We start from the raw sequence: 20496 nt of genomic DNA on the forward strand, positions 1-20496 counted from the left end.
TCGGGAAATATAATGAGTCAACATTAGTAGATGATATTGACTTTATGCCAGTCTGTCTTGAAATTCCATAAAGAGATGAATAGCGAAACATATTGAAGATAGCGGGATTCTGTATTTCTGTTCATCTCTGCCTTGATTCTGATCTGATACTGTTCTCCTTTTTCCAGTCTTTCCAGAGGTAGAATGGCAAGGTTATATATATCACACATCATTGCTGTTGCCTGCTCCATGGAATCGGTGATAAATGGCCTGCTACTCTCCCATGGTCGGTTCAGGGTAAACTCCTGCTTCAGTGCATTATATTTCAGGGTGTTGAAAATCTCTTTCTCCACAACCTTCTGATCAAGCCAGGCATCGTTTTTTCGGTATATGGATATGAAAAACGAGAAAGAAGCAGGAACACCCTTTAGAAGAGCCTCCTTTATTGTTTCTGTAAAGGCATCATCAACTGTGAAGTACAACACAAGATCGTCTCTTGTGTTGGCAACAAAGATATTTTTAAGTGTCACATGTCTTGCTGCAAGGGTTATGGATGGAATTAAAATTTCTGCAAGGATAAACAACAGGAAAAAAAAAAGGAAAAACCTCTTATTACATCTTAAATTTATTCTGGTTGGGTTTGTTTTGTCCATTGGGGAGTGTCTGGTGTTAATGATTTTGGAGGGCAAGATTTTGAAGTTTAGATGTTCAGCCATACTATAACTTTCCGAAAAAGTATTGTTTTATTATTTGGAAGCTCTCTGTAATATACTGATTTTAAAAGACTTTCGTGCTTTAATTTTGGTATTATCCGCTATGTGGTTATACTCAAAATCGACATCTTATTGCTTTTTCAGAAGTTCTTGCATTTGTCTGAATCAGGATAACCAGGATAACCAGGATGGATAGGATGTTCAGGATAGATAATCCTGCTTTATCTTTGTTAATCTCGGGAATCCTGATACAGACACTGTTGACAAGGCTTACAAGATCATAGGTGTCGAATTTGAGTTTATATGAAAGTCTCGGTAACATCCTGTTTTTAAAACGACTTTCATCTCTTCGATTGTGGCGGTCATCAGCCATGTTGGTTTATATGAAAGTCTCCGCAAGTGGCTGTTTTTATAAAGACTTTCAACCTTTCGATTGTGGCGGTAATCCGCCATGTACGTTATAAGAAAGTCCCCAGTATTTTATGGTTTTTAAGGACTTGTTATTTCAACCGGCCTTGTTTCCCAAGCATCTTTCTGTTCAAGAAAGGTTTTTATGAATTTGTGATTGAGATCATGGCCTGACTTGTATGTCTGAATATGCCCCAGTATCGGCATACCAAGAAGTGCAAAATCTCCGAGGCAGTCAAGTAATTTATGCCTGACAAATTCATCAGGATATCTTAAACCGGATTCGTTAAGAACTCTGTCATTATCAATTACCACAGCATTGTCAAGGCTTCCTCCCCTGCCAAGGTTGAACATTTGCAGATATTTAAGATCCTGTATGAATCCAAAGGTTCTTGCATGGGAGATATCTTCATGAAAATTATCCTTTGAAAGATCAAACACAAGTTTTTGTGTTCCGATAACAGGATTTGTAAAGGATATTGAACATGTGATTCTGAATGTTGGATATGGCTCTACGGTTACGTATTTATCGTTATCTCTGATGGTAATGGGTTTAGTTGCAACGAAAAACCATCTTGGCTTCTCCTGCTTTCTGCATCCGGCCTCCTTAAGCATTGCTGTAAAGTCCCTGGCGCTTCCATCCATTATCGGCATTTCATAACCGTCTATTTCCACAAGCGCATTGTCTATGGCAATGCCTGTAAATGCTGCCATTAGATGTTCAATGGTGGAGACAATGGCACCCTGACTGCCCAGCACCGTGGCAAGGCTTGTATCAACAACCATTTTAAAAAGAGCCGGAATATCAGGTGTGCCGGGAAGGTCAGTACGCCTGAAACGGATACCATGATTTTCAGGTGCAGGTTTTATGGTAATAGATGTTTTTTTTCCCGAATGCACACCTATACCGGAGCATGAAACAGGCTTTTGCAATGTCTGTTGAGGATGGTATGCTAACACTTTTTTAAATACGCTCCCATAATTGATGGTCTTGTAAGAAGTCAAAAATGGTCTTTTTGGGCATCCTTCATTTACCGGTTTACACTTTCTGGGATACATGCCCATTTATCGGGAATTTCCATCAAAAAAGTGTAAACTACTTTTGGGATGATATGAAGGATGCCTCTTTTTGTTATCAACAAAAAACTTAATTTGTTGCAATTTGAAAAAATATAAAATTTGTTTCAATTTGAAAAACTATAAAATCTGACTTTTTACGACACAATCATAATTTTTTGTAAGTCATAAATTGTTCAATAGATAATTTTTATCTTTTTTTTCATGACTTTGACTGTTTTTTATATATGATTTCAGAAATGAAAGCAAAATAATTGAGAATTTTATTCAGTTCTACTATGATGTTTTCATTGTAGTTGTTCCTACAGGGCAAAGCTATTGTATAACGTACATGGCGGATGACGTGGTTTTGGTAGTGGCGGCTGTAGGGGTCGCCTATTGTATAATGTACATGGCGGATGACCGCCATAATCGAAGAAATGAAAAATAATAGGGGTGGATATAGAGTGCTTTCAAGGGTTAACAGCAGTGCAGTTGCAGGTATTTCAGGTTATAAGGTAGAGGTTGAAGTTGATATTTCATTTGGCCTGCCGGTATTCAACATGGTGGGATTGCCTGAAATAGCAGTTCGGGAGAGTCGTGAGCGTGTCAAGACAGCTATCAAAAACTCCGGCTATGCTTTTCCCATGGACAGAATTACAGTCAATCTTGCCCCGGCAGATGTCAAAAAAGAGGGAACAGCTTTTGATCTGCCTGTGGCAATGGCTATTCTTGCAGCATCAAAAATTGTATCAGGAGAGCATTTCAAGGATTATTTTATTCTGGGAGAACTATCCTTGGATGGCAGGATAAAATCGGTTTCAGGAGTGCTTCCATCTGTTCTGTGTGCACGTGAACATGGTGCAAGGGGCGTTATCGTTCCCTTTGAAAGCAGGCTTGAAGCTTCAATGGTAAAAGGGATTGAGGTGTTGCCTGTTAAATATCTCGGTGAAGTTGTTGAGTTTTTTACAGGTATTCGCAGGATTGAGCCTTTTGCAAGTGATGTCAATGCAATTCTGGCATCAGGAGGGGTTTCTGTTGATGGCAGTAAGACAAATCTTTCAGATAATGGGGAAAAAGGCACTGAAGAAGAGCCTTGTGATGTTGGTTCTGCTCTTGACTATTGTGACGTTGCAGGACAGAGCCATGCTAAAAGAGCACTTGAGATAGCTGCAGCAGGTGGTCATAATATCTGCATGGCAGGGCCTCCTGGTTCAGGCAAGACAATGCTTGCCCGTCGCATTATTACAATTTTACCTCCTCTTTCATTTAATGAGGCACTGGAAACAACACAGGTCTATTCTGTGGCAGGTCTTTTAAAGGAAGATATGCCACTTGTCACAAAAAGACCCTTTCGGTCTCCCCATCATACCATTTCATCTCCGGGTCTTGTTGGCGGAGGCCTCAGACCTGAACCCGGAGAGGTAAGTCTTGCCCATAACGGTCTCTTGTTCCTGGATGAGCTTCCGGAATTCAAGCGTAATGTCCTTGAAGTACTTCGCCAGCCCCTTGAAGATGGTGTGATAAGAATTTCAAGGGCAGGTGCAAAGGTTAAGTATCCTTCTGTTTTCATGCTGGTTGCCGCCATGAATCCCTGCCCCTGCGGTTATTTTGGAGACAGCGTGAGGGATTGTACCTGTACTGAATCCCAGATTCAGCGCTATCGTGCAAGGATTTCAGGGCCTCTTATGGATCGTATTGATATCCATATTCAAGTACCTGCTGTTTCATATGGCGAGCTTACAGGCAATAGTTGTGCTGAAACATCTTCGCAGATCCGCAAAAGGGTCATGGCTGCAAGAGATATTCAGATCCACCGTTTCAAAGGCAAATCTGTTTTCTGCAACTCCGGAATGGGTTCAAGGGATATAAAGATATTTTGTGAAATGGAAACAGCTGCCTCCTCTATACTTGAGATGGCAGTTGATAGGTTGGGGCTGTCGGCAAGGGCATACAGTCGAGTGTTGAAGGTGGCAAGAACAATTGCTGATCTTGATGGCTCTGATGAGATTCTCAGACAGCATGTTGCAGAGGCGGTACAATACCGGGAATTGTGAAAAGTGTAATACGAGCTTGGTTCTGACGGATATTTTTAGCTTTGACAATGCAATAGGTTGGAAGGTGGGCTTATAATGCAGCCAAAAGGATTCAGGCAATGTTGAGAAGATCAAGAATCTTCTGGTGAAGTACTCCGAATTTATAGGGTTTGACCACGTAATCATCAGCACCCATGGCTTTGCCGTTAACTACATCCTTGACTTGTGCCTTGGCTGTAAGAAATATAACAGGGATATTTTTTGTGCGATCGTCTTTTTTTAATCTTTTAATAACTTCATATCCATCCATTTTGGGCATCATGATATCCAGAAGAACAAGGTCAAGAGGTTTCACTGGGCTGAATGCATAATCAAGTGCTGCCTGACCGCTGTCGGCTGTTACCACATCAAAACCCTCTTTTTTCAGGCTGAATCTCAGAATATTTCTGATCTGCCGCATGTCATCAACGATGAGAATCGTCCTGTTTTTTTTCATTTACTTATTCACTCCGGTCTGTGGTTTTTGAAGATTTATGGGGGAGTTTTTAATTTTTTCGGTTATGCTTTTTTTATGGTAAGGAGGGTTTGTTTATGTCTCGTTTTCATCATCAACGGCATTGCATGGAAAACCAATGCTGAAAACAGAACCCTTGCCAGATTCACTTTTTACAGTAATATCTCCGCCATGTGACTCCATGATATGTTTTACAATGGGAAGTCCAAGGCCGGTCCCTGCAATTTCATATTTATCAGAATTATCAACTCTGAAGAATTTGTCAAATATATGGTGAAGATTTTCCTGATCTATGCCTATCCCCTGGTCTGAAACATGACACCAGAGCTTTCCTTTTTCCGGAACAACATTAATTTCTATTGTACCTCCTTCCGGAGAAAACTTAATGGCATTATTAAGAAGATTTATAATTACCTGGGTAACCTTGTCCCTGTCCGCATATATTACAGGCAGATTTGAAGGGATCTTTGTTATGATCTTGTGGCGGCTGTCCCGTTTTCCCATGGTGGCGGTAACTGAATATATAACATCCGAAAGTAAAACAGAAGTGAGAGTCAGTTCAAACTTTCCTGATTCAATTCTGGATATGTCAAGAAGATCATTGACAAGAAGCGTTAGGCGATCTGTCTCTTCATTGATCACCGAGAGAAAATCCCTCTGTGTTTCATGGTCATCAGGTTCAACCTGATCAAGAATTGCCTCTACATAGGATTTGATTATGCTCAGGGGGGTTCTCAGCTCATGGGAAACATTGGAGACAAATTCATTTTTAAGCTCGTCAAGCTGTGTCAGGCGCTGAATCTCCTTTGATGCCATCATGTCACGAAAAATAAAGATAATGCCTGTTGTCTCATCTTTTTCATCTGTTATAAGCGACGCTGTGATGCCAAGCCTTATTGCAAAATCCCTGAAGGGGTTGTGTTCAAACTTCTTTTCAAGGACAAACCCGTCTTCCAGCAGTCTTGATTTAAGATTATTAATGATAGTTACAAGTTCCCTGCTCAGAACTGTCCTGTAGTTTTTTCCTGTAAGATCAGCACTCTGTATGGCAAGCATTGCTGTGGCATTTTTGTTGACAAGCGTTATATTATCAGACATGTCAATGGTGATGATGCCGCTGTTTATACTCTCCACAATATTTGCAATATGTTTTTTTGACCTGTCAAGTCTTGAGTACAGGTTCTGGTTTTCAATGGCAATTGCTGTCTGGTCTGCAATAAAAGAGAGTATTGTCTGGTTGGTTTTATTAAAAATGCTGTCTCCTGCATCAGAGATAATGAGAAGAAAGCCTATTTGTTCCTGGGTGCCCTGAAGCGGCAGAATACTATGCCGTTCATGCTCCGGACTTCCGGTTTCAGAAGGAGGAATTGATATCCACCTTTTTTCCTTGAAGACCCATTTTATGATCTCTTTGTCAGGTCGATTGATGTTTTTTTCTTCAAAAAATACGTTTTCACCTTGTCTCGCCTTAAGAAGTGTGTATTCCCTTGAGTTTCTGTTGTAAATAAAGAGTGCTGCATATTTGTAATTAATTATCTCTTTTACAATATCAAGAAATTTGCTTATGATCTCTTCAAAATCAAATCCTGAAACAATGCCTTTGCTTATATCCTGGAGAATAGTCAGAAGATCAATCTGTTCCGTAAGCCCATAGATGGTATCACGCAGGAACTGAATATCAGTCTGAAGAGGTTTTATGCTCATATGATTATAATCTCCATGGGTTTGGGGCTATACTTCCAGAAATTCCGTTGCTTTTTCGTACTCGTCTTCAATTTTAAAAAATATTTTTTTCAGGATTTGAGTATTGAGATTCATCATTTTCCATGACTCCTGGCATACGACAGGAACCTGAGTATCTCCTCCGTTGCCAAGGTTTATGGTGCGACAGAGGATATCTGCAAGGTGTACAATGGAAGATATCCTGAGAGAATTATAATCCTTTGCAGGGTTGTGGTGATAGCGGATTACCTTGATAAGAGCAGGTGGAAGATTCCATTTGTCAGCAATAAGACTTCCAACTGCGGTGTGTGTGAATCCGAAAAGCTCCTGTTCCGCATCAATGATAAGCATATCTTTTTCAAGGGCCAGGGCAATTGCCTGGTTATACTCTTCATGGATATATGTGTTCATTACAATTTTGCCAAGATCGTGAAGAAGCCCCCATATAAAAGCCTCTTCAGAATTCTTTATACCTTCTTTTTTTGCAAGGAGTTTAGAGGTGATGCCACAGGCAAGGGAGTGTTTCCAGAACGCTTTCAGGTCAAAAAGTGAATCCTTTTTGCCGGAATTCAGGGTAGAGTTGAGGGATGTGGATAGGACAATATTTCTGATATTTGTGAAGCCAAGGATAATAATTGCCTGATTGATGGTGGTTATTTTTCTTGGAAATCCATAGAACGCAGAATTGGCGGTCTTCAGCACCCTTGATGTGAGAGCCTGATCCTGTGATATTGCGTCTGCAACCTGAAGGGCTGACACCGTGGGGTTCTGGGTGAGCTGAATTACATTGCTGGCAACAACCGGAAGTGTGGCAAGATCCCTTATTTTCAGCAGTTTTTTCTTTAGATGTTCACGATTCATTGGCCTCTTTTTCAGCTATATACTGCTTTGCCGCCTTTAGAATTTTCTCCATCATCGGGTTCTCTTTATGTACTTTAAATTTTGCATTGAGTTCAGCCATCTTTATCTGAAAAGGCGAAAGCTGGGTGGTTTGCTTTTTTTTATCTGTACCGGTTTTCTGCAAAGTATAGTTTCCAAGGTTTTTGGGTTTTATAGTTTTTTAGGCATCCTTCGTTTGCCGCTTTACACTTTTAAGAGAAGGCTTCCCTTTATTCGGATGTGTTTTTCCGAAAAGTGTAAAGTACTTTGAGGGGTGTATGAAAGATGCCGTTTTTTACCGTGAAAATGGATACGAATTTTCATATTCGGGGGTGGCGGTAAAGACAAGGCATGCTTTGTCTTTACTGTCATGAGTGTTTACCTGAATTTAACTTTATAATATATTTCTGCAAGGGGAATTTCGCAAGCTATTGATTCGATTTTAATACTCTGCTCAATGCTTGTGTAAGATGTATAAATCCAGTTTTTATTGTTGATCTTTTTAAATTTTGTAATATCGCAAGAGTATTGAGAAACAAGAATATACTCCTCAAGGGAGGGAATGAGCTGGTAGTGAGTGAATTTTAATCCTCTGTCATATGCCTCTGTTGAGTCAGACAGAATTTCAATAATAACCACTGGATTTAGAAGCGAATCAAGTTCATCTTCAAGTAGTTCCATTTTATCACAGGCCACAACAACATCTGGATAAGTATATTTTTCAATTCCTTCAATCTTTATCCTTTTGTCCCCTGCAAATACCATACAGGAAGTCTCCTTGAGAAGATTTCCCAACTCTCTGACAATATTGGAACTTATAACTGTATGGTTATGTCTTGCCCCTACCATTGCAAAGATTTCGCCATCAAAATATTCATGCCTTATTTCTGAATCTTTTTCAAACAGGAGATATTCTTCTGGTGTAACTCTTTTTTTCTGCTGAGGTATCAATTCATAATTCCCCTTGTTCTTTTAAGGTTTGATTGTCGGGTAGAAAATGCCTTGAACCTTTGAAAAGCCTTAAAAGTCACCCGACAGTTTAAATTTTAAGAAGCACTCTTGCCTGAAAAAAACTTATCAACATTTCCCAAATGAACAGGAGGGGAACCTGCATGGAGAGCAGTCAAGACAAAGCCCGCCATGGGAAAGGGCAGCAAGATCCCTTGCTCCGGGTTTTTCACCTGCAAGCAGGCGAGGCAATATAAGATCAAATATGGTTATTCTATGGAACAGGCCACAGGCAGGCAGACCCATTACCGGTATATTGCCTTTGTATCCAAGAAGAAACATTGCCCCGGGAAGAACTGCCGATGAATAGTGGAGTTCATCAAAGCCCGCTCTCTTTATTCCAACCCTGGTTACATCGTCGGGGTCAACGGACATGCCGCCGGTTGTAATGATCATCTCTGTATCTTTATCCAGGTACTCTTGCACCTTTGAGGCAATCATTTCAGGGTTGTCGGGCAGGATGATTTTTTCTTCAAGGGATGCACCGTACTGAACAAGTTTTGCTTTTACAATACCTTCAAAACGATCCTGAATTAAGCCTTCATATACCTCATTGCCTGTTATTACAAGGCGAACCTTCATTGGATTGAAAACTTTCACCGAGAGCAGTGGATAATTGGAAGAGTCCTTTGCAACCATTATTGCCCTGTCAAGCTCACTGCGATTGATTACAAGGGGAATTGCCCTTGTTGCACCCACATTCTGACCGGCTTTTACAGGTGTATTATTGTGGATTGTGGCAGCCATTACATCCGGAACCATGTTGAAATCAACAAGAGCATCCACATTGATTTTTAAAAGTCCAGGATATGATGCTTTAAGCTGAAGCTTGCCTTCGCTTGGATTGCCGCTGAAGGTTATACCAGGCCCTGCAAGGGCTGATGCAAGTTCCATTACAGCGTCATCTTCATGTATCTGATCTTTTTCAAGATCCATAACATAGAGATTGTTTTTTCCAAGACGCATCAGGTGACATATATCTTCATGCCTGACCAGATCCCCTCTTTTGAAGGCAGGCCCCTTGAACTCTCCCGGGCGGATTTCTGTTATGTCGTGGGCAACTCTTGTACCTACAGCCTGGCTTACAGGTATTGTTTTTAAGCCTGAAAAGTGGCTTGAGCTTTTTGCAGAAGAGCAATCTGTGGGACACTGATCTTCTGTTCCGGTTGTTTTATCCATATCATGAACGCACATTGACATTTTCTCCTTCTGTAATAGTATAATAGCTTCCAAAGGCACATGGTCTGCAAAGAATCTGGTTCTTTTTTAAAACTTCCCGTTTGTCTCTCACAACTGTTCCGCACTTTGCACATAGTGCCTTGAATCTGGTTGGACCAGGATAATCAGATGCAGGGATATCAACAGTGACTTTCTGTATGGTAAAAAGCTCTTTGTCCGACATTCTTTTGTATCCTTCAAGCTGTCGGAGTTTTTTTTCCCTGATTTCAGGTGCATATTTGTCAGCAAGCTCACGTGATTCTTCTGTGGATTCAATTCTGAAGGCTTGCATGGTTTCAAGATTTACAAATGTTGCAGCCATGATTCCGTTATCCACAAATTTAAGTGATCGCCTGCCAAGTTTTACGCCTGTGACATAGGCAATGGCATCTGTTGCGCATCGGTCAATTTCAACATATACAATTATTTTTTTGATCTGGGGCATGTTGGAAGGTTCATCCAGACCTATGAGATTGCAACCAAGCATTGCCATTCTGACACCGATTACCTGGCCTGCACAAAGATGGCCGTGGTGAGCTGCTGAACCATTCAGAAGGGTTTCAAAATCCTGCATTTTTTCTGCTCGCTTTTCAAAAAGTTAATTTATTTGGATGTACAATCACAATCGACATTTTGTTATATTTGTCTGAATCAGAATACCCTGGATGAAAAGGATGTTCATATTAAATAGCCCTGCCTTATCTCTGATTCAGATATTATTGACAAGGCTCAAAAGATCATATGTGTCGTTTTTGAGGATACAGCAGATCTGTGTTACTATAGTCTTATGTTAAAATTAACATAAGGCAGATGAAAAGAAAAGAGAGAATGGTTAAATTTTATGGTTAAAGCAAACTAAACACTTATGTCTATTTTTTTAACGCTTATGACTCAAGGGAGAATTGTGAAATGAAACTGAGATCAGCCCAGTGGATTGTTGATGATGAGGGTAAGACCATTATGGGAAATGGCAGGCTGAGAATTTTTGAAAATATTGAGGTTACCGGCTCAATTAACAAGGCTGCAAAAAAAATGAAAATGTCCTACAAGGCGGTTTGGAGTAAAATCAAGGCCACGGAAACGCACTATGGAAAGCAACTTGTCATTGCAGATAAAAAAGATGGTTCCCATTTAACAGAAGATGCAAGGGAGCTTCTCGAAAAATTCAGGACGCTTAAAGAGCGCTGCCGTACTCAGGATGATATGGTTTTTGATGAAATTTTTTCTGATTAAGGGTTAATAAATTGGCAATACCACTGTAGGGCTGCCCTGTGTGGCTTCCCTCTCAAAAGTTGATATGCCAAAATCATTTTCTGAAAGTATATATCTCCACAATAAATTCATAAATCCCATTGAAAGGTGTTATAAAAAAATAAACCATGCTATGAATTCATTTTTAACTTCTGTTAAATTTTGGTATTATTACCGGCAACACTCAAGTTAAATCCACAAGGACGTTTACCTTATTGCTTCAGAATCTATAGGAATTTTTTTATATTATGCGAATTTACCCTGACACCTTAACATGTATCCTTAAAAAAAGTGAACTAAATGTCAATCAGATCAGTAAAATAACTGGAATATCAAATACTTACATAACAAAACTTGTCAGAAGCAAAGTCAATCATCCAGGCAAGGATAAGATTGCATCTCTTCTTCTGGCACTTAATTACAGCATAACTGATATAAATGCTATACTTGCAGAGTATGATTACATGCCCCTCAATGAGTTTGATATCCCTTCCATCCTTGAAAATAACAGGCGCAGAAAATTTGAAGGTCGAATCATGCCCCATTTCGACCATATATATTTTGAGCTTGTCATGGCTGCCCTTGAGGGCATTGGTGGTACAAAAATTGTTCTTAAACATCGTCCAAGCGGTATTTTTATCCCCATTCCTCTATATCTTAAAAAGGAATTTCCAATAGAAGAAGATCATGAAGCTGCAAGGTTTTTCATGGCATTTACAAAGGAAATTGTGTTGGAGAGAAAAAAACTTTTTCTTGAAAACTGCAAAAAAGGCGCTAAATATGAAACATACATCTGCCGCCATTGTATGGAGGAGAGTCTTGCAAAAAATATTGGGAGCAGTGCCATGAAAAGCTCGCCTGAAAAAGTTGAACTGTTTGCACAATATTTTGCAAATGCAGTTTCTGTAACTCTTAAGTATCCAGAGCAGCATTACCATCAGGTTGTCAGAAGATGTGGTTATTTTGAGTTTATGATGCAGGATGCAGAAGGGGAAAACTGCAAGATAAGTTTTACCGGCAGACGTCACCATTTTTATCACAAGGAGTGGGAACAGTTAAGCTTGCAAAGTTTTCTGTCAGATGCCCCCGGAATTTTGAGCGTTTTTCATAGCGAGGTGGATAGATGCCGGGAGGCTGTCGAGATTAAATCATCTCCATCTGCAATGGCACAGGGATTTCATGATGCAGTCAGGGAGCAGTTTGATAAACATCAGGTGGTTGACCTTTTTGACAGAGCCCTTGAATCATTGATGAAGGATTCCGGCCTAATATTTTTTTAGGCATGCTTCATTTGTCAGGTTACACTTTTCGGAGAGAACTCTCTGAGTTTCGGGAATATTTACCAAAAAGAGTAAAGTACTTTTGGGTTCATACTCAAAATCGACACCTATGATCTTGTAAGCCTTGTCAACACTGTCTGAATCAGGATTCCCAGGATTAACAAAGATAAGGAAGGATTATCTATCCTGAGCATCCTATCCATCCTAGTTATCCTGGTTCAGACAACTGCAATAACTTATGAAAAAGCAATAAGATGTCGATTTTGAGTTCATATGAAGGATACCAGTATTTTTTGGGGAAAATGGAGAATACCAAAAGTTATTCATCTTGTTCACAGAATACTTCCGGATAGTATTGTGACATGCAATCAGGGCAGATACCGTGGCTGAATCTTGCTGTTGTGTGTTTGTGTATATAGGCTTCTACCTGTTGCCAGTATCCTGCGTCATCCCTGATTTTTTTGCAGCCGGCACAGATTGGCACTATTCCGCTTAGGGTTTTTATCTCTTTGAGTGCGCTATCAAGTTCACGTATTTTTGTCATTAGAGCGGATTGCATTTCAACCATTCTCTGACCCACAGCAACTCTTGCCCTTAATTCACGGACGTTAAATGGTTTGCTCAGGTAATCATTGGCTCCGGCATCAAGCCCAAGAACAATGTCTTCCTTCTCGTCCTTGCTTGTAAGCATTATAAGGTAAGGAGCAGAAGGGGACTTAAGGGCTCTTACACGGCGTATCACCTCTACACCATCAATATTTGGCATCATCCAGTCAAGAATCCCCATTTCCGGAGGATCGAAAGACTGAAATTTTTCAAGAGCCTCTTTTCCATCTGCGGCCTCAATAACTTCGTAACCGTTTTTTCTCAAAATAAGGGCAAGCATGTTACGGGAAGTCAAATCATCTTCTGCAATCAAAATACGCAAAGGAAACAATCTCCTTAAAAATCCGGCATCTTTAAAAAATGAGTTTCATTTTTATAATATTTGGAAAAACTTGCATCCGTTCTGTTTATGGTTTATTTAAAGGCTGTGATGTGTTGTCATAGCTAAAAATTAGGCGTGAGAAGCCTTTAAGGAATGAGTCTTAAATAATTTGTCCATTTCAAAACAGGCGACCACTTTAAGTCGTTTTTTTGAGATTTATAATTGGACACCTTATTTCGTGTTCATTCCTAAGTTGCTTATCAAACTATAAAAATCGAAAAACAGCAACCATAAAATTAACTGATCTTGATCATTGAATGCTCCAAACTTGTAGGGGCAATTCAATTTTGAAATTGTAAATCGGTAAATAAAACATGTCTAACTTATTAATGCAATGCTGGAGAGAATGAATGTTTAAAGAAGAGCGGGAAGAAAATGAATTCAACTGGGAGATGATCGGAAATATTGATATGGGACGTCCAAATCTTGGAAGTACTATGGATGTCAGTGTGTATCGTTTGATGCAGTTTACATTACGGGATGTTATTATAAAAAATTATGATACAAAAACTGCTGATAAAATTTTTTTTGAGGCAGGTCACGTGGCAGGGCGGGAATTATGTAAAAATTTGATAGACAAAGAGAATGACTTTGGTGCATTTGTTGCTCAGGTGCAAGAACTCTTATCCCACCTGAAAATAGGTATTTTAAGAATAGAGGAATCTGATCTTGAGAAGATGCATTTTACCCTTACTGTGGCAGAAGACTTAGACTGTTCCGGATTACCGGTATGTGATGAAAATATCTGTACTTATGATGAAGGTTTCTTAAGTGGCCTTTTTGGTGAATACAGCGGCAGAAATTTCGACGTGAAGGAGGTTGACTGCTGGTGCTCCGGTGATCGAGTGTGCCGGTTTGATGTTAAGCAACTTTAGTGAATTGGGGATTTGCCTCTGTTCTGTTTCTCAAAGCCTGAATGGCTGATCTGGTTTTAAGCAACGCACTTGGCGGATATTCGCTACAATAGAATGAATGAAAGTTTTTATATATCAGTATGATATGGAGACTTTCTAATAGAAAATGCAGGTCTCAGGCAATAGTGTTGCTTGTTTGTTAATTCTTACGAAAGTTCCTTATATGCTATCAGTAAATGAAAAAGATATTGATAAAATCACTGAGGTTTTCTATCTGCTGTTAAAAGGCAAGACCCCCTCTCCCATTGAGCTACCCCAGGATTACCCTGAAAATGAAATGCATCAGGCGGTTGATTATATCAACCGTTTTATCAGTGAGTATAACCATGCAACGGAGATCGCCTATGCACTTTCACGGGGTGAACTTATCATAGAAAAAAACAGAAGGGGAAAGCTTCTTATCCACCAGTCCCTTAAAAGCCTTCAGGCCAGCCTGAAAACTTTAACCTGGACAACCCAACAGATTGCCAAAGGTGATTTCAGCCAACGGGTTAATTTTATGGGAGATTTTTCTGATGCCTTTAACCAGATGACAGATCAATTGAAAAATTCGTTTCTGGAGCAGGAAAAAGGAAACAGAATCCTGCAAGAAAAGGTTGAGGAGTTGGGAAAAGCAAGGCGTGCCATGATGGAGATCATGAATGACCTTGAAGAGGCAAAACAAAAAGCCGAGGCCGCCACAAAAGCCAAAGGTGATTTTCTGGCAAATATGAGTCATGAGATCAGAACCCCCATGAATGCAGTCATAGGATTGTCACACCTTGTTCTGAAAACGGATTTAGACCCCAGGCAAAAGGATTACATCGAAAAGATCTTGCTCTCTGCCAGAAATTTGCTGGGCATTATCAATGATATTCTTGATTTTTCAAAAATTGAGGCCGGAAAACTGGATATTGAGAGCATTCCTTTTAATATGAATGATGTCATTACCAATCTCTCCAACACAGTTATCTTAAAAGCCCATGAAAAAAATCTGGAATTTGTATTTGCAGTGTCACCGGAAATCCCCATGAACCTTGTGGGTGATCCCTTGAGGTTGGGTCAGATCATTCTTAATCTGTGCAACAACGCCATAAAATTCACCGATAAGGGGAGTATTATTTTCAGGATTGAGATGGTAAAACCTCATCTATGCAAAATTGAACATGTTAATAGCGACTCTGACACCATAGAGCAGCCTATCCAACAATCTGCCCCTTTAGAGAACAAATCCATTACATTGAAATTTTCAGTTACGGACAGTGGTATTGGCCTCTCAGATGAGCAACAAGCAAAACTCTTTAAATCTTTTCAGCAGGCAGACTCATCCACTACCCGAAAGTTTGGCGGTACAGGTCTTGGGTTGGCTATTAGTAAAAAACTGACGGAAATGATGGGTGGAGAGATTGGTGTCACAAGCCGCTTGAATCAGGGCTCCACCTTTTATTTTACAGCAAGGTTTGGTTTACAGGATAATTCGCCTGAGGAAAATAGTATTTTGCCCGAGAAACTTAGGAATATTCGGGTATTAATAGTAGATGATAATCAGGTGGTTCGGGAGATTTTCAAGCGTTATCTTGTTAAATTCGGCTTTCAGACTAACTCTGTTTCATCAGGTGACGCAGCTCTTGCAGAGATTAAAAAGTCATTTAAACAAGGTAATTGTATGTATGACCTTATTCTGATGGACTGGCAGATGCCCGGGCTGGATGGCATTGCAACTGCAAGACAAATACGGAATGAGTTCAAGGACGCCTCTCCCAAAATCATAATGGCTACGTCACATGGCAGGGAAGATATCATTCAGAAGTCAAAAGATATCCGTCTGGATGGATTTTTAATAAAACCTGTTACCCAATCTTTACTGTTTGATTCCATTATGTCTGCGTTTGGTTATGAAGTTGAACAGAGGGCACTATCAGAAGGTGATATTGTAAAAGTGCCCGAAGGATTTGATGCCATACGGGGTGCACAAATTTTGCTTGTGGAGGATAATGAAATAAATCAGCAGGTTGCCACTGAGATATTGCAGGATGAAGGTTTTTTCATTACCATTGCCAATAATGGTAAAGAAGCAGTTAAAATGATTACAGAATCCAAAGATCTCTTTGATGTGACCTTGATGGATCTCCAGATGCCTGTCATGAGTGGCTATGAAGCCACCAGGATAGTACGTTCCCTTAATTATAACATCCCCATTATAGCCATGACAGCCGATGCCATGAGCGGTGTCCAGGAAAAGGTACTGGAAGAAGGCATGAACGATTATGTAACCAAACCTGTTGTCCCATTTGAACTCTTTAAGGCACTTGTGTCGTGGATAAAGCCAGGTAAGCGGGAGCTACCGAGGGAATATCTTGCAAAAAGAGAGAATGAGAAGAGAGATGTCATGGGAGCTGTTTTGTCATCAGATTCAAATATAAATGATGGCAATTCTTCTTCTAACATATTCCCTTCTGCCTGGGAATTACCCTTTACTGAGCTTCCAGGAATTGACATTGACATGGGGTTATCCCGTACCAATAAGAATAAAAAGCTTTATCAGGATATCATTGTAAAATTTTATGATACCCATCAACATTTTATCAAGGAGTTAAAAGAGCATTTAGACAATTCCGACGATAATACAGCCCAAAGGATGGCTCACACTCTCAAGGGAGTTGCAGGTAATATTGGAGCGGTTGAGCTGCAAAAAAAAGCCGCATTGCTGGAGGCTGCAATAGCCAACCAGAAACAAGACACATTCTCGGTTATGATCAAAGATGTTGAAGAAAATCTCAATCAGATACTCACAGAGCTCTCCCCTTATGTGAATAAAATAAAAAAAATAGATCAAAAGGAAAATGCAAGCATAGAAACTGGCACACCGGAGTTGCTTAAAGAAAAATTAATTGAACTCCAACCCCATTTGAAGAAAAGCAGGGCAAAACCATGCAAGGCAATAATGGAAAGTATAAATGAAATGGCATGGTCTGATGAATTTGAACCATCAATCAATAATATTTCTAAAAGTCTCAAGAGATATAAGTTTGCTGATGCTGAAGCTATTCTTTCGGATTTGATGAATCTTTTGTAAATTTGATGAGCCTGTAAAAAGTCGGACTTTGAAATTCTTTCACCCATAACTAACTGAAATGATTAATAGCCATTTTAGCGTTGCGGACTTTTTGCGAGACTATATTTTTTAAAAAATTGATGGTATTTTGTAGATTCTTTTGTTATAGGCCTCAAGCATTTTCCAGCGTACAATTGGAATATCCTTAAGATATTGCTGCTCAATGATATAGAGCAGTGTCGTTTCTATAGCCTGTGCTGTGTAACGACTGTTATGTCCAAACAGTACAGAATCTTCTCCAAAGTAATCTCCGTTATTCAGACGTATTATTTTTATATCTTTGAGGAACAGGTGAGCAGAGCCTTTGGCTACCATCATTAAACAACCATTTTCAGGAATAATTTCAGCATCTTTTTCCACTTGCTTTTGCCTCATTGACCTTGCAACAATGTTCTGAAGAGGAAATGAGACTATTTCTCCTAAAAGGGATGTGCCCTGAAAAAATTTGATTTTTTCATAAATCTGTTTCAGATCTTCGTATAATTGGTTTTGTCTGACAAATTCAAGGTAGATAGCTGCCGGAATTTGGAGAGTTTTTAAACAGCTCACTGCACGATATGTCCCGGAGTAAGGCTCTCCGGCTAATCCTGCCATCATTCCGATAAAAGAGCCGGCTGCGAGCTTGTTTTTTAACTTCTTTAAGGGATCAAAGTATTCAGCCAGCCCCTCCACAATAAGATATACCTGATCAGACGGAGTGCCGTTGTGTATAAAAATATCACCGGCATCTATTGCAACCATAGGGCAGTTTACAAGCATCTCCATGGAATGGGAGGGAACTGATGGAAAGTAGCTTTTAAGGTAGTCATTCAGGTACTGCATGAAATAATCCTTGCGCCCCTCAATCAAAATACTCTGCATGCCGAAATAGGCACTGGAACCAATAATTTTTTCTTCATCAGTCAACTCTCTTTCCATATGGCTTAATACTATTTTTTGAGATCTGTCATCTTTGAAATCTACGGCTTTTCCGTGAATCAAGCCACCGGCAACGTCGAGTTTTTTCAAATCCACCGGCAAAAGATAACGTTCCTTGACAGATTGGGCAAAAGATGGAGAAAGCCCGTTTTTTGAAGGATTTTCGGTTACCATGCCATCCAGTGCATCAAACGAGATGGTATCTGCGAAGTGGCCATAAATTTTGTGCCCCAAATTGCCCATGGCCCGGAAAAAAAAGATATTGGTTTCAATGGGATGGGGCGACAATACAGGTCTGATCTCAAGACCTCCAACATTGTTCCATTGATCAGGTTCCAGATCGATAATGTCAAAAAAATCTTCAAAATGGGACTCTTCAATTGACATTAAGATGGCCATCTTTTTCATTACAGATGTACGTACCAATTGTGTTGCAAAGTATTTTAAACGATGCCCGGAGCGAATCAAGGTGGTCAAACCGCTGAAATGATCATCATGCCCGTGAGTATGAAAAATACCCTCTATTTCGTCAATACTGATGCCAAGAGAAATAAGGGACGCCATGATATTTGGTCCAGCATCAATAAGAAATATTCTGCCTTGATGGATCAGGATACTGGACATGCAAGGACGGTTTACATCCCAGCCATCGCCTTCACCCGTATGAATGACGCTGAAATAGTTTTTCTGGTAGGTATGAATTCCCAACTGATATGGACATTCATACTCTTCGTTCTCTTCAAGATTCAAATTTATGGTAACAGTTTTGCCCCGCCAGGTGATTAGAAAATTGTTGAGTCCGGTTCGTTCAATGAAAACCTCATTACGGATTTCAACGGGTTTTTCCTTGAGTATTCTGGTTTCAATAAACGCATCCGTTGTTTTGATCTGCCCAAATGCAAATTTCATTTTAAGGCGCATTAACTCATCAGCCATCTCGGAAGAAATACCGGCGGCCATGATCTCTTCTCTGTTAATCAAGCCGTAATTGCCTCTAAAAATGTAGCCGCTTTGGGCCATGATTTGATCCTCGGAGCCAATCAACAGAGGGCGGATTCCCAGATTATTGGGATGTCCCGGTAAAATCATCCCCTGCCTGTAGAGCATCTGAAGAACCGGAAATTCAGCTAAATTGGCAAGATGGCCATTCTGGATGGAAACATCGGAAAGCAGGATTACATTCGGTCCGCTTTCAAAGGATACTCCCTGGCTTTCACGCTTTACAATCAACCCTTTTTTAATTAGATGTTTGACACTGTCCGCAGGGCACCCGCATTGAATATATACATTAGCTTCGGGGATGGAAACCCAGTAGAGACCTGCACTTACCTTGATTTTTTCTATTCTGAGAAGGCGTTTAAATTCCTTGTTGAGCTTTTCCTGGGAAATGTCACTCATTTTGGTCATTCTTGAGGCACTCTTAAGCAGGCTGCGATAGTTTTTATGGAGCTTCTTGTAGTTCTCAAAAAGGGTTTTGTACTCAAGGGGTTCCCCGTCCAGTGCGGCTCTGTTTTTTTCCAGAATTTCATATTCACTTGCAAACAATTTTTTGTATTTGTCATCACTGTTTTTCATTTTAAAAATCACCCCACTTTCATTTTTCAAATTTGTTCATTTTTTGACCATCTTGCGGATTATTGAAAAGTTTTATAGTGAACTGTCAGCACTTTATTTTAGAGTTATCTGCAACGTAGAGACAAGGAATGCCTTTTCTACAGGACAATCAAACCTTGCCCCATTATTTTAGAGGTGGTATAGAGCACAGTTAATTACGGAATACAATCAATTACAAAAAATCTGACCTTTGATGGTCTTGCAAAAGTCCACAACACCAACATAGCTGTTAATACTTTCACTGATTTATTAGTAAGAAAACTTGGAACTCAGTCTTTTTACAGGTTTATCATCTTTGGTGCTTCGTTTTCTATCTTGCTGATGCAGATAACAAGCGAACACAATCAAAGTCAATCAAAAAAAATCAACAATATTCTGTTGATCAGTTATAATATTTTATATATTAAATTACTTATACGATTTTGGGGATAAAATCAGCACTTTTTTGTGCTGTTCTGGCCATTGGTTTATCTGTCACAATCGGAGGGACGAAATCGCTAATCAAATTAATTTTTTAATCAACTCTAAAGTCGTAATTTTTTTAAACCAGCCACCATATATTACGTTTTCTGTTTCCTTAAAACGTAAATAGCGTATTACAGCCACACTTTAAAGAATGAAAGTCGTTTTAAAAACAGTCCATTACAGAGTTATTCTAATAAACCCTCATGATTGAGAGGATATCACAACGATGCATGAAAGTCTTTATATAACAATACTTTATGGAGACTTTCAAATAAATAAATACTATGGGTGTCGGTCACTGAAAAACTTGTGACCGATGAGCTAAACAGAAGGGAGAATCCTATGCCAGCAGGGGACTTGTATAAACTGAATAAATATTTACAGACAAATGATATTACCTTTTGCTATAGAGGCTATCTTACGGAATCAATGCTACTTA

Annotated in this window: 17 protein-coding genes; 5 read left to right on the forward strand and 12 right to left on the reverse strand. The window is 39.7% G+C overall.

The annotated features are described in order from the left end of the window. Window positions 1-23: 23 nt before the first annotated feature. The 3 genes from MTBBW1_RS15225 to lpxC form a co-directional block, all read right to left on the reverse strand. Window positions 24-695 carry a DUF4390 domain-containing protein gene (locus MTBBW1_RS15225; RefSeq protein WP_080804630.1) on the reverse strand — a complete coding sequence of 224 codons (672 nt, stop codon included), beginning with the start codon at window positions 693-695 and terminating at the stop codon, window positions 24-26. A 112-nt stretch (window positions 696-807) separates the two neighbouring features. Further along, window positions 808-1065 carry a hypothetical protein gene (locus tag MTBBW1_RS15230; RefSeq protein WP_080804631.1) on the reverse strand — a complete coding sequence of 86 codons (258 nt, stop codon included), beginning with the start codon at window positions 1063-1065 and terminating at the stop codon, window positions 808-810. 116 nt (window positions 1066-1181) lie between these two features. Then, on the reverse strand, window positions 1182-2060 hold the full coding sequence (lpxC, locus tag MTBBW1_RS15235) for a UDP-3-O-acyl-N-acetylglucosamine deacetylase (RefSeq protein WP_087881782.1): 879 nt from the start codon (window positions 2058-2060) through the stop codon (window positions 1182-1184). Window positions 2061-2596: 536 nt separating this feature from the next. On the opposite strand from lpxC, the gene MTBBW1_RS15240 reads away from it, so the two are divergent. Next, window positions 2597-4213 (forward strand): YifB family Mg chelatase-like AAA ATPase, encoded by a 1617-nt coding sequence (locus MTBBW1_RS15240; protein WP_245809415.1) that lies wholly within the window; start codon window positions 2597-2599, stop codon window positions 4211-4213. A 91-nt stretch (window positions 4214-4304) separates the two neighbouring features. On the opposite strand, the gene MTBBW1_RS15245 is transcribed toward MTBBW1_RS15240, so the two are convergent. From MTBBW1_RS15245 to MTBBW1_RS15270, 7 genes are all read right to left on the reverse strand, one after another. After that, window positions 4305-4688: a response regulator gene (locus MTBBW1_RS15245; protein ID WP_080804632.1), complete on the reverse strand. Its 384-nt coding sequence runs from the start codon at window positions 4686-4688 to the stop codon at window positions 4305-4307. A gap of 93 nt (window positions 4689-4781) precedes the next feature. Beyond that, window positions 4782-6410: an ATP-binding protein gene (locus MTBBW1_RS15250; RefSeq protein WP_080804633.1), complete on the reverse strand. Its 1629-nt coding sequence runs from the start codon at window positions 6408-6410 to the stop codon at window positions 4782-4784. Window positions 6411-6437: 27 nt separating this feature from the next. Further along, entirely contained in the window at window positions 6438-7289 is an 852-nt protein-coding gene (locus tag MTBBW1_RS15255; RefSeq protein WP_080804634.1) for an HDOD domain-containing protein, read from the reverse strand. Then, complete coding sequence (locus MTBBW1_RS28430; protein WP_186441351.1) at window positions 7279-7452, reverse strand: hypothetical protein; 174 nt, start codon at window positions 7450-7452, stop codon at window positions 7279-7281. The genes MTBBW1_RS15255 and MTBBW1_RS28430 overlap by 11 nt, the downstream gene beginning before the upstream one ends. Before the next feature lie 233 nt (window positions 7453-7685). After that, a complete protein-coding gene (locus tag MTBBW1_RS15260) occupies window positions 7686-8258 on the reverse strand; it encodes a Uma2 family endonuclease (protein WP_080804635.1) in 573 nt (190 codons plus the stop codon). Between the two features lie 126 nt (window positions 8259-8384). Then, on the reverse strand, window positions 8385-9509 hold the full coding sequence (locus tag MTBBW1_RS15265; RefSeq protein ID WP_245809416.1) for a molybdopterin-binding protein: 1125 nt from the start codon (window positions 9507-9509) through the stop codon (window positions 8385-8387). Next, on the reverse strand, window positions 9496-10107 hold the full coding sequence (locus MTBBW1_RS15270) for an FmdE family protein (RefSeq protein WP_080804636.1): 612 nt from the start codon (window positions 10105-10107) through the stop codon (window positions 9496-9498). Before MTBBW1_RS15270 ends, MTBBW1_RS15265 begins: the two co-directional genes overlap by 14 nt. 335 nt (window positions 10108-10442) lie before the next feature. Here MTBBW1_RS15270 and MTBBW1_RS15275 point away from each other — a divergent pair, with 335 nt between their 5' ends. After that, window positions 10443-10766, forward strand: coding sequence for a winged helix-turn-helix domain-containing protein (locus MTBBW1_RS15275; protein ID WP_080804637.1), 324 nt, complete (start codon window positions 10443-10445; stop codon window positions 10764-10766). A gap of 266 nt (window positions 10767-11032) precedes the next feature. After that, entirely contained in the window at window positions 11033-12064 is a 1032-nt protein-coding gene (locus MTBBW1_RS15280) for a hypothetical protein (RefSeq protein WP_080804638.1), read from the forward strand. Between the two features lie 319 nt (window positions 12065-12383). Here the strand turns inward: MTBBW1_RS15280 and MTBBW1_RS15285 are convergent, their stop codons facing one another. After that, on the reverse strand, window positions 12384-12992 hold the full coding sequence (locus MTBBW1_RS15285; RefSeq protein ID WP_080804639.1) for a response regulator transcription factor: 609 nt from the start codon (window positions 12990-12992) through the stop codon (window positions 12384-12386). A gap of 410 nt (window positions 12993-13402) precedes the next feature. Here MTBBW1_RS15285 and MTBBW1_RS15290 point away from each other — a divergent pair, with 410 nt between their 5' ends. Continuing rightward, window positions 13403-13927, forward strand: a complete 525-nt coding sequence (locus tag MTBBW1_RS15290; RefSeq protein WP_080804640.1) for a V4R domain-containing protein — start codon at window positions 13403-13405, stop codon at window positions 13925-13927. 202 nt (window positions 13928-14129) lie between these two features. Next, window positions 14130-17021, forward strand: a complete 2892-nt coding sequence (locus MTBBW1_RS15295; RefSeq protein WP_186441353.1) for a response regulator — start codon at window positions 14130-14132, stop codon at window positions 17019-17021. Window positions 17022-17129: 108 nt separating this feature from the next. Here the strand turns inward: MTBBW1_RS15295 and MTBBW1_RS15300 are convergent, their stop codons facing one another. Next, window positions 17130-19553, reverse strand: coding sequence for a cyclic nucleotide-binding domain-containing protein (locus tag MTBBW1_RS15300; RefSeq protein WP_139786783.1), 2424 nt, complete (start codon window positions 19551-19553; stop codon window positions 17130-17132). Window positions 19554-20496 lie beyond the last annotated feature (943 nt).

Origin of the sequence: Desulfamplus magnetovallimortis (assembly GCF_900170035.1) — a bacterium.
GTDB lineage: Bacteria > Desulfobacterota > Desulfobacteria > Desulfobacterales > Desulfobacteraceae > Desulfamplus > Desulfamplus magnetovallimortis.

Coding starts and splice junctions, on each gene's coding strand:
- MTBBW1_RS15255 (WP_080804634.1), bottom strand. CDS start 7,289: ATGAATCGTGAACATCTAAAGAAAAAACTGCTGAAAATAAGGGATCTT.
- MTBBW1_RS15295 (WP_186441353.1), top strand. CDS start 14,130: ATGCTATCAGTAAATGAAAAAGATATTGATAAAATCACTGAGGTTTTC.
- MTBBW1_RS15265 (WP_245809416.1), bottom strand. CDS start 9,509: ATGTGCGTTCATGATATGGATAAAACAACCGGAACAGAAGATCAGTGT.
- MTBBW1_RS15290 (WP_080804640.1), top strand. CDS start 13,403: ATGTTTAAAGAAGAGCGGGAAGAAAATGAATTCAACTGGGAGATGATC.
- MTBBW1_RS15300 (WP_139786783.1), bottom strand. CDS start 19,553: ATGAAAAACAGTGATGACAAATACAAAAAATTGTTTGCAAGTGAATAT.
- MTBBW1_RS15240 (WP_245809415.1), top strand. CDS start 2,597: ATGAAAAATAATAGGGGTGGATATAGAGTGCTTTCAAGGGTTAACAGC.
- MTBBW1_RS15275 (WP_080804637.1), top strand. CDS start 10,443: ATGAAACTGAGATCAGCCCAGTGGATTGTTGATGATGAGGGTAAGACC.
- MTBBW1_RS15225 (WP_080804630.1), bottom strand. CDS start 695: ATGGCTGAACATCTAAACTTCAAAATCTTGCCCTCCAAAATCATTAAC.
- MTBBW1_RS15245 (WP_080804632.1), bottom strand. CDS start 4,688: ATGAAAAAAAACAGGACGATTCTCATCGTTGATGACATGCGGCAGATC.
- MTBBW1_RS15270 (WP_080804636.1), bottom strand. CDS start 10,107: ATGCAGGATTTTGAAACCCTTCTGAATGGTTCAGCAGCTCACCACGGC.
- MTBBW1_RS15250 (WP_080804633.1), bottom strand. CDS start 6,410: ATGAGCATAAAACCTCTTCAGACTGATATTCAGTTCCTGCGTGATACC.
- MTBBW1_RS15280 (WP_080804638.1), top strand. CDS start 11,033: ATGCGAATTTACCCTGACACCTTAACATGTATCCTTAAAAAAAGTGAA.
- MTBBW1_RS15230 (WP_080804631.1), bottom strand. CDS start 1,065: ATGGCTGATGACCGCCACAATCGAAGAGATGAAAGTCGTTTTAAAAAC.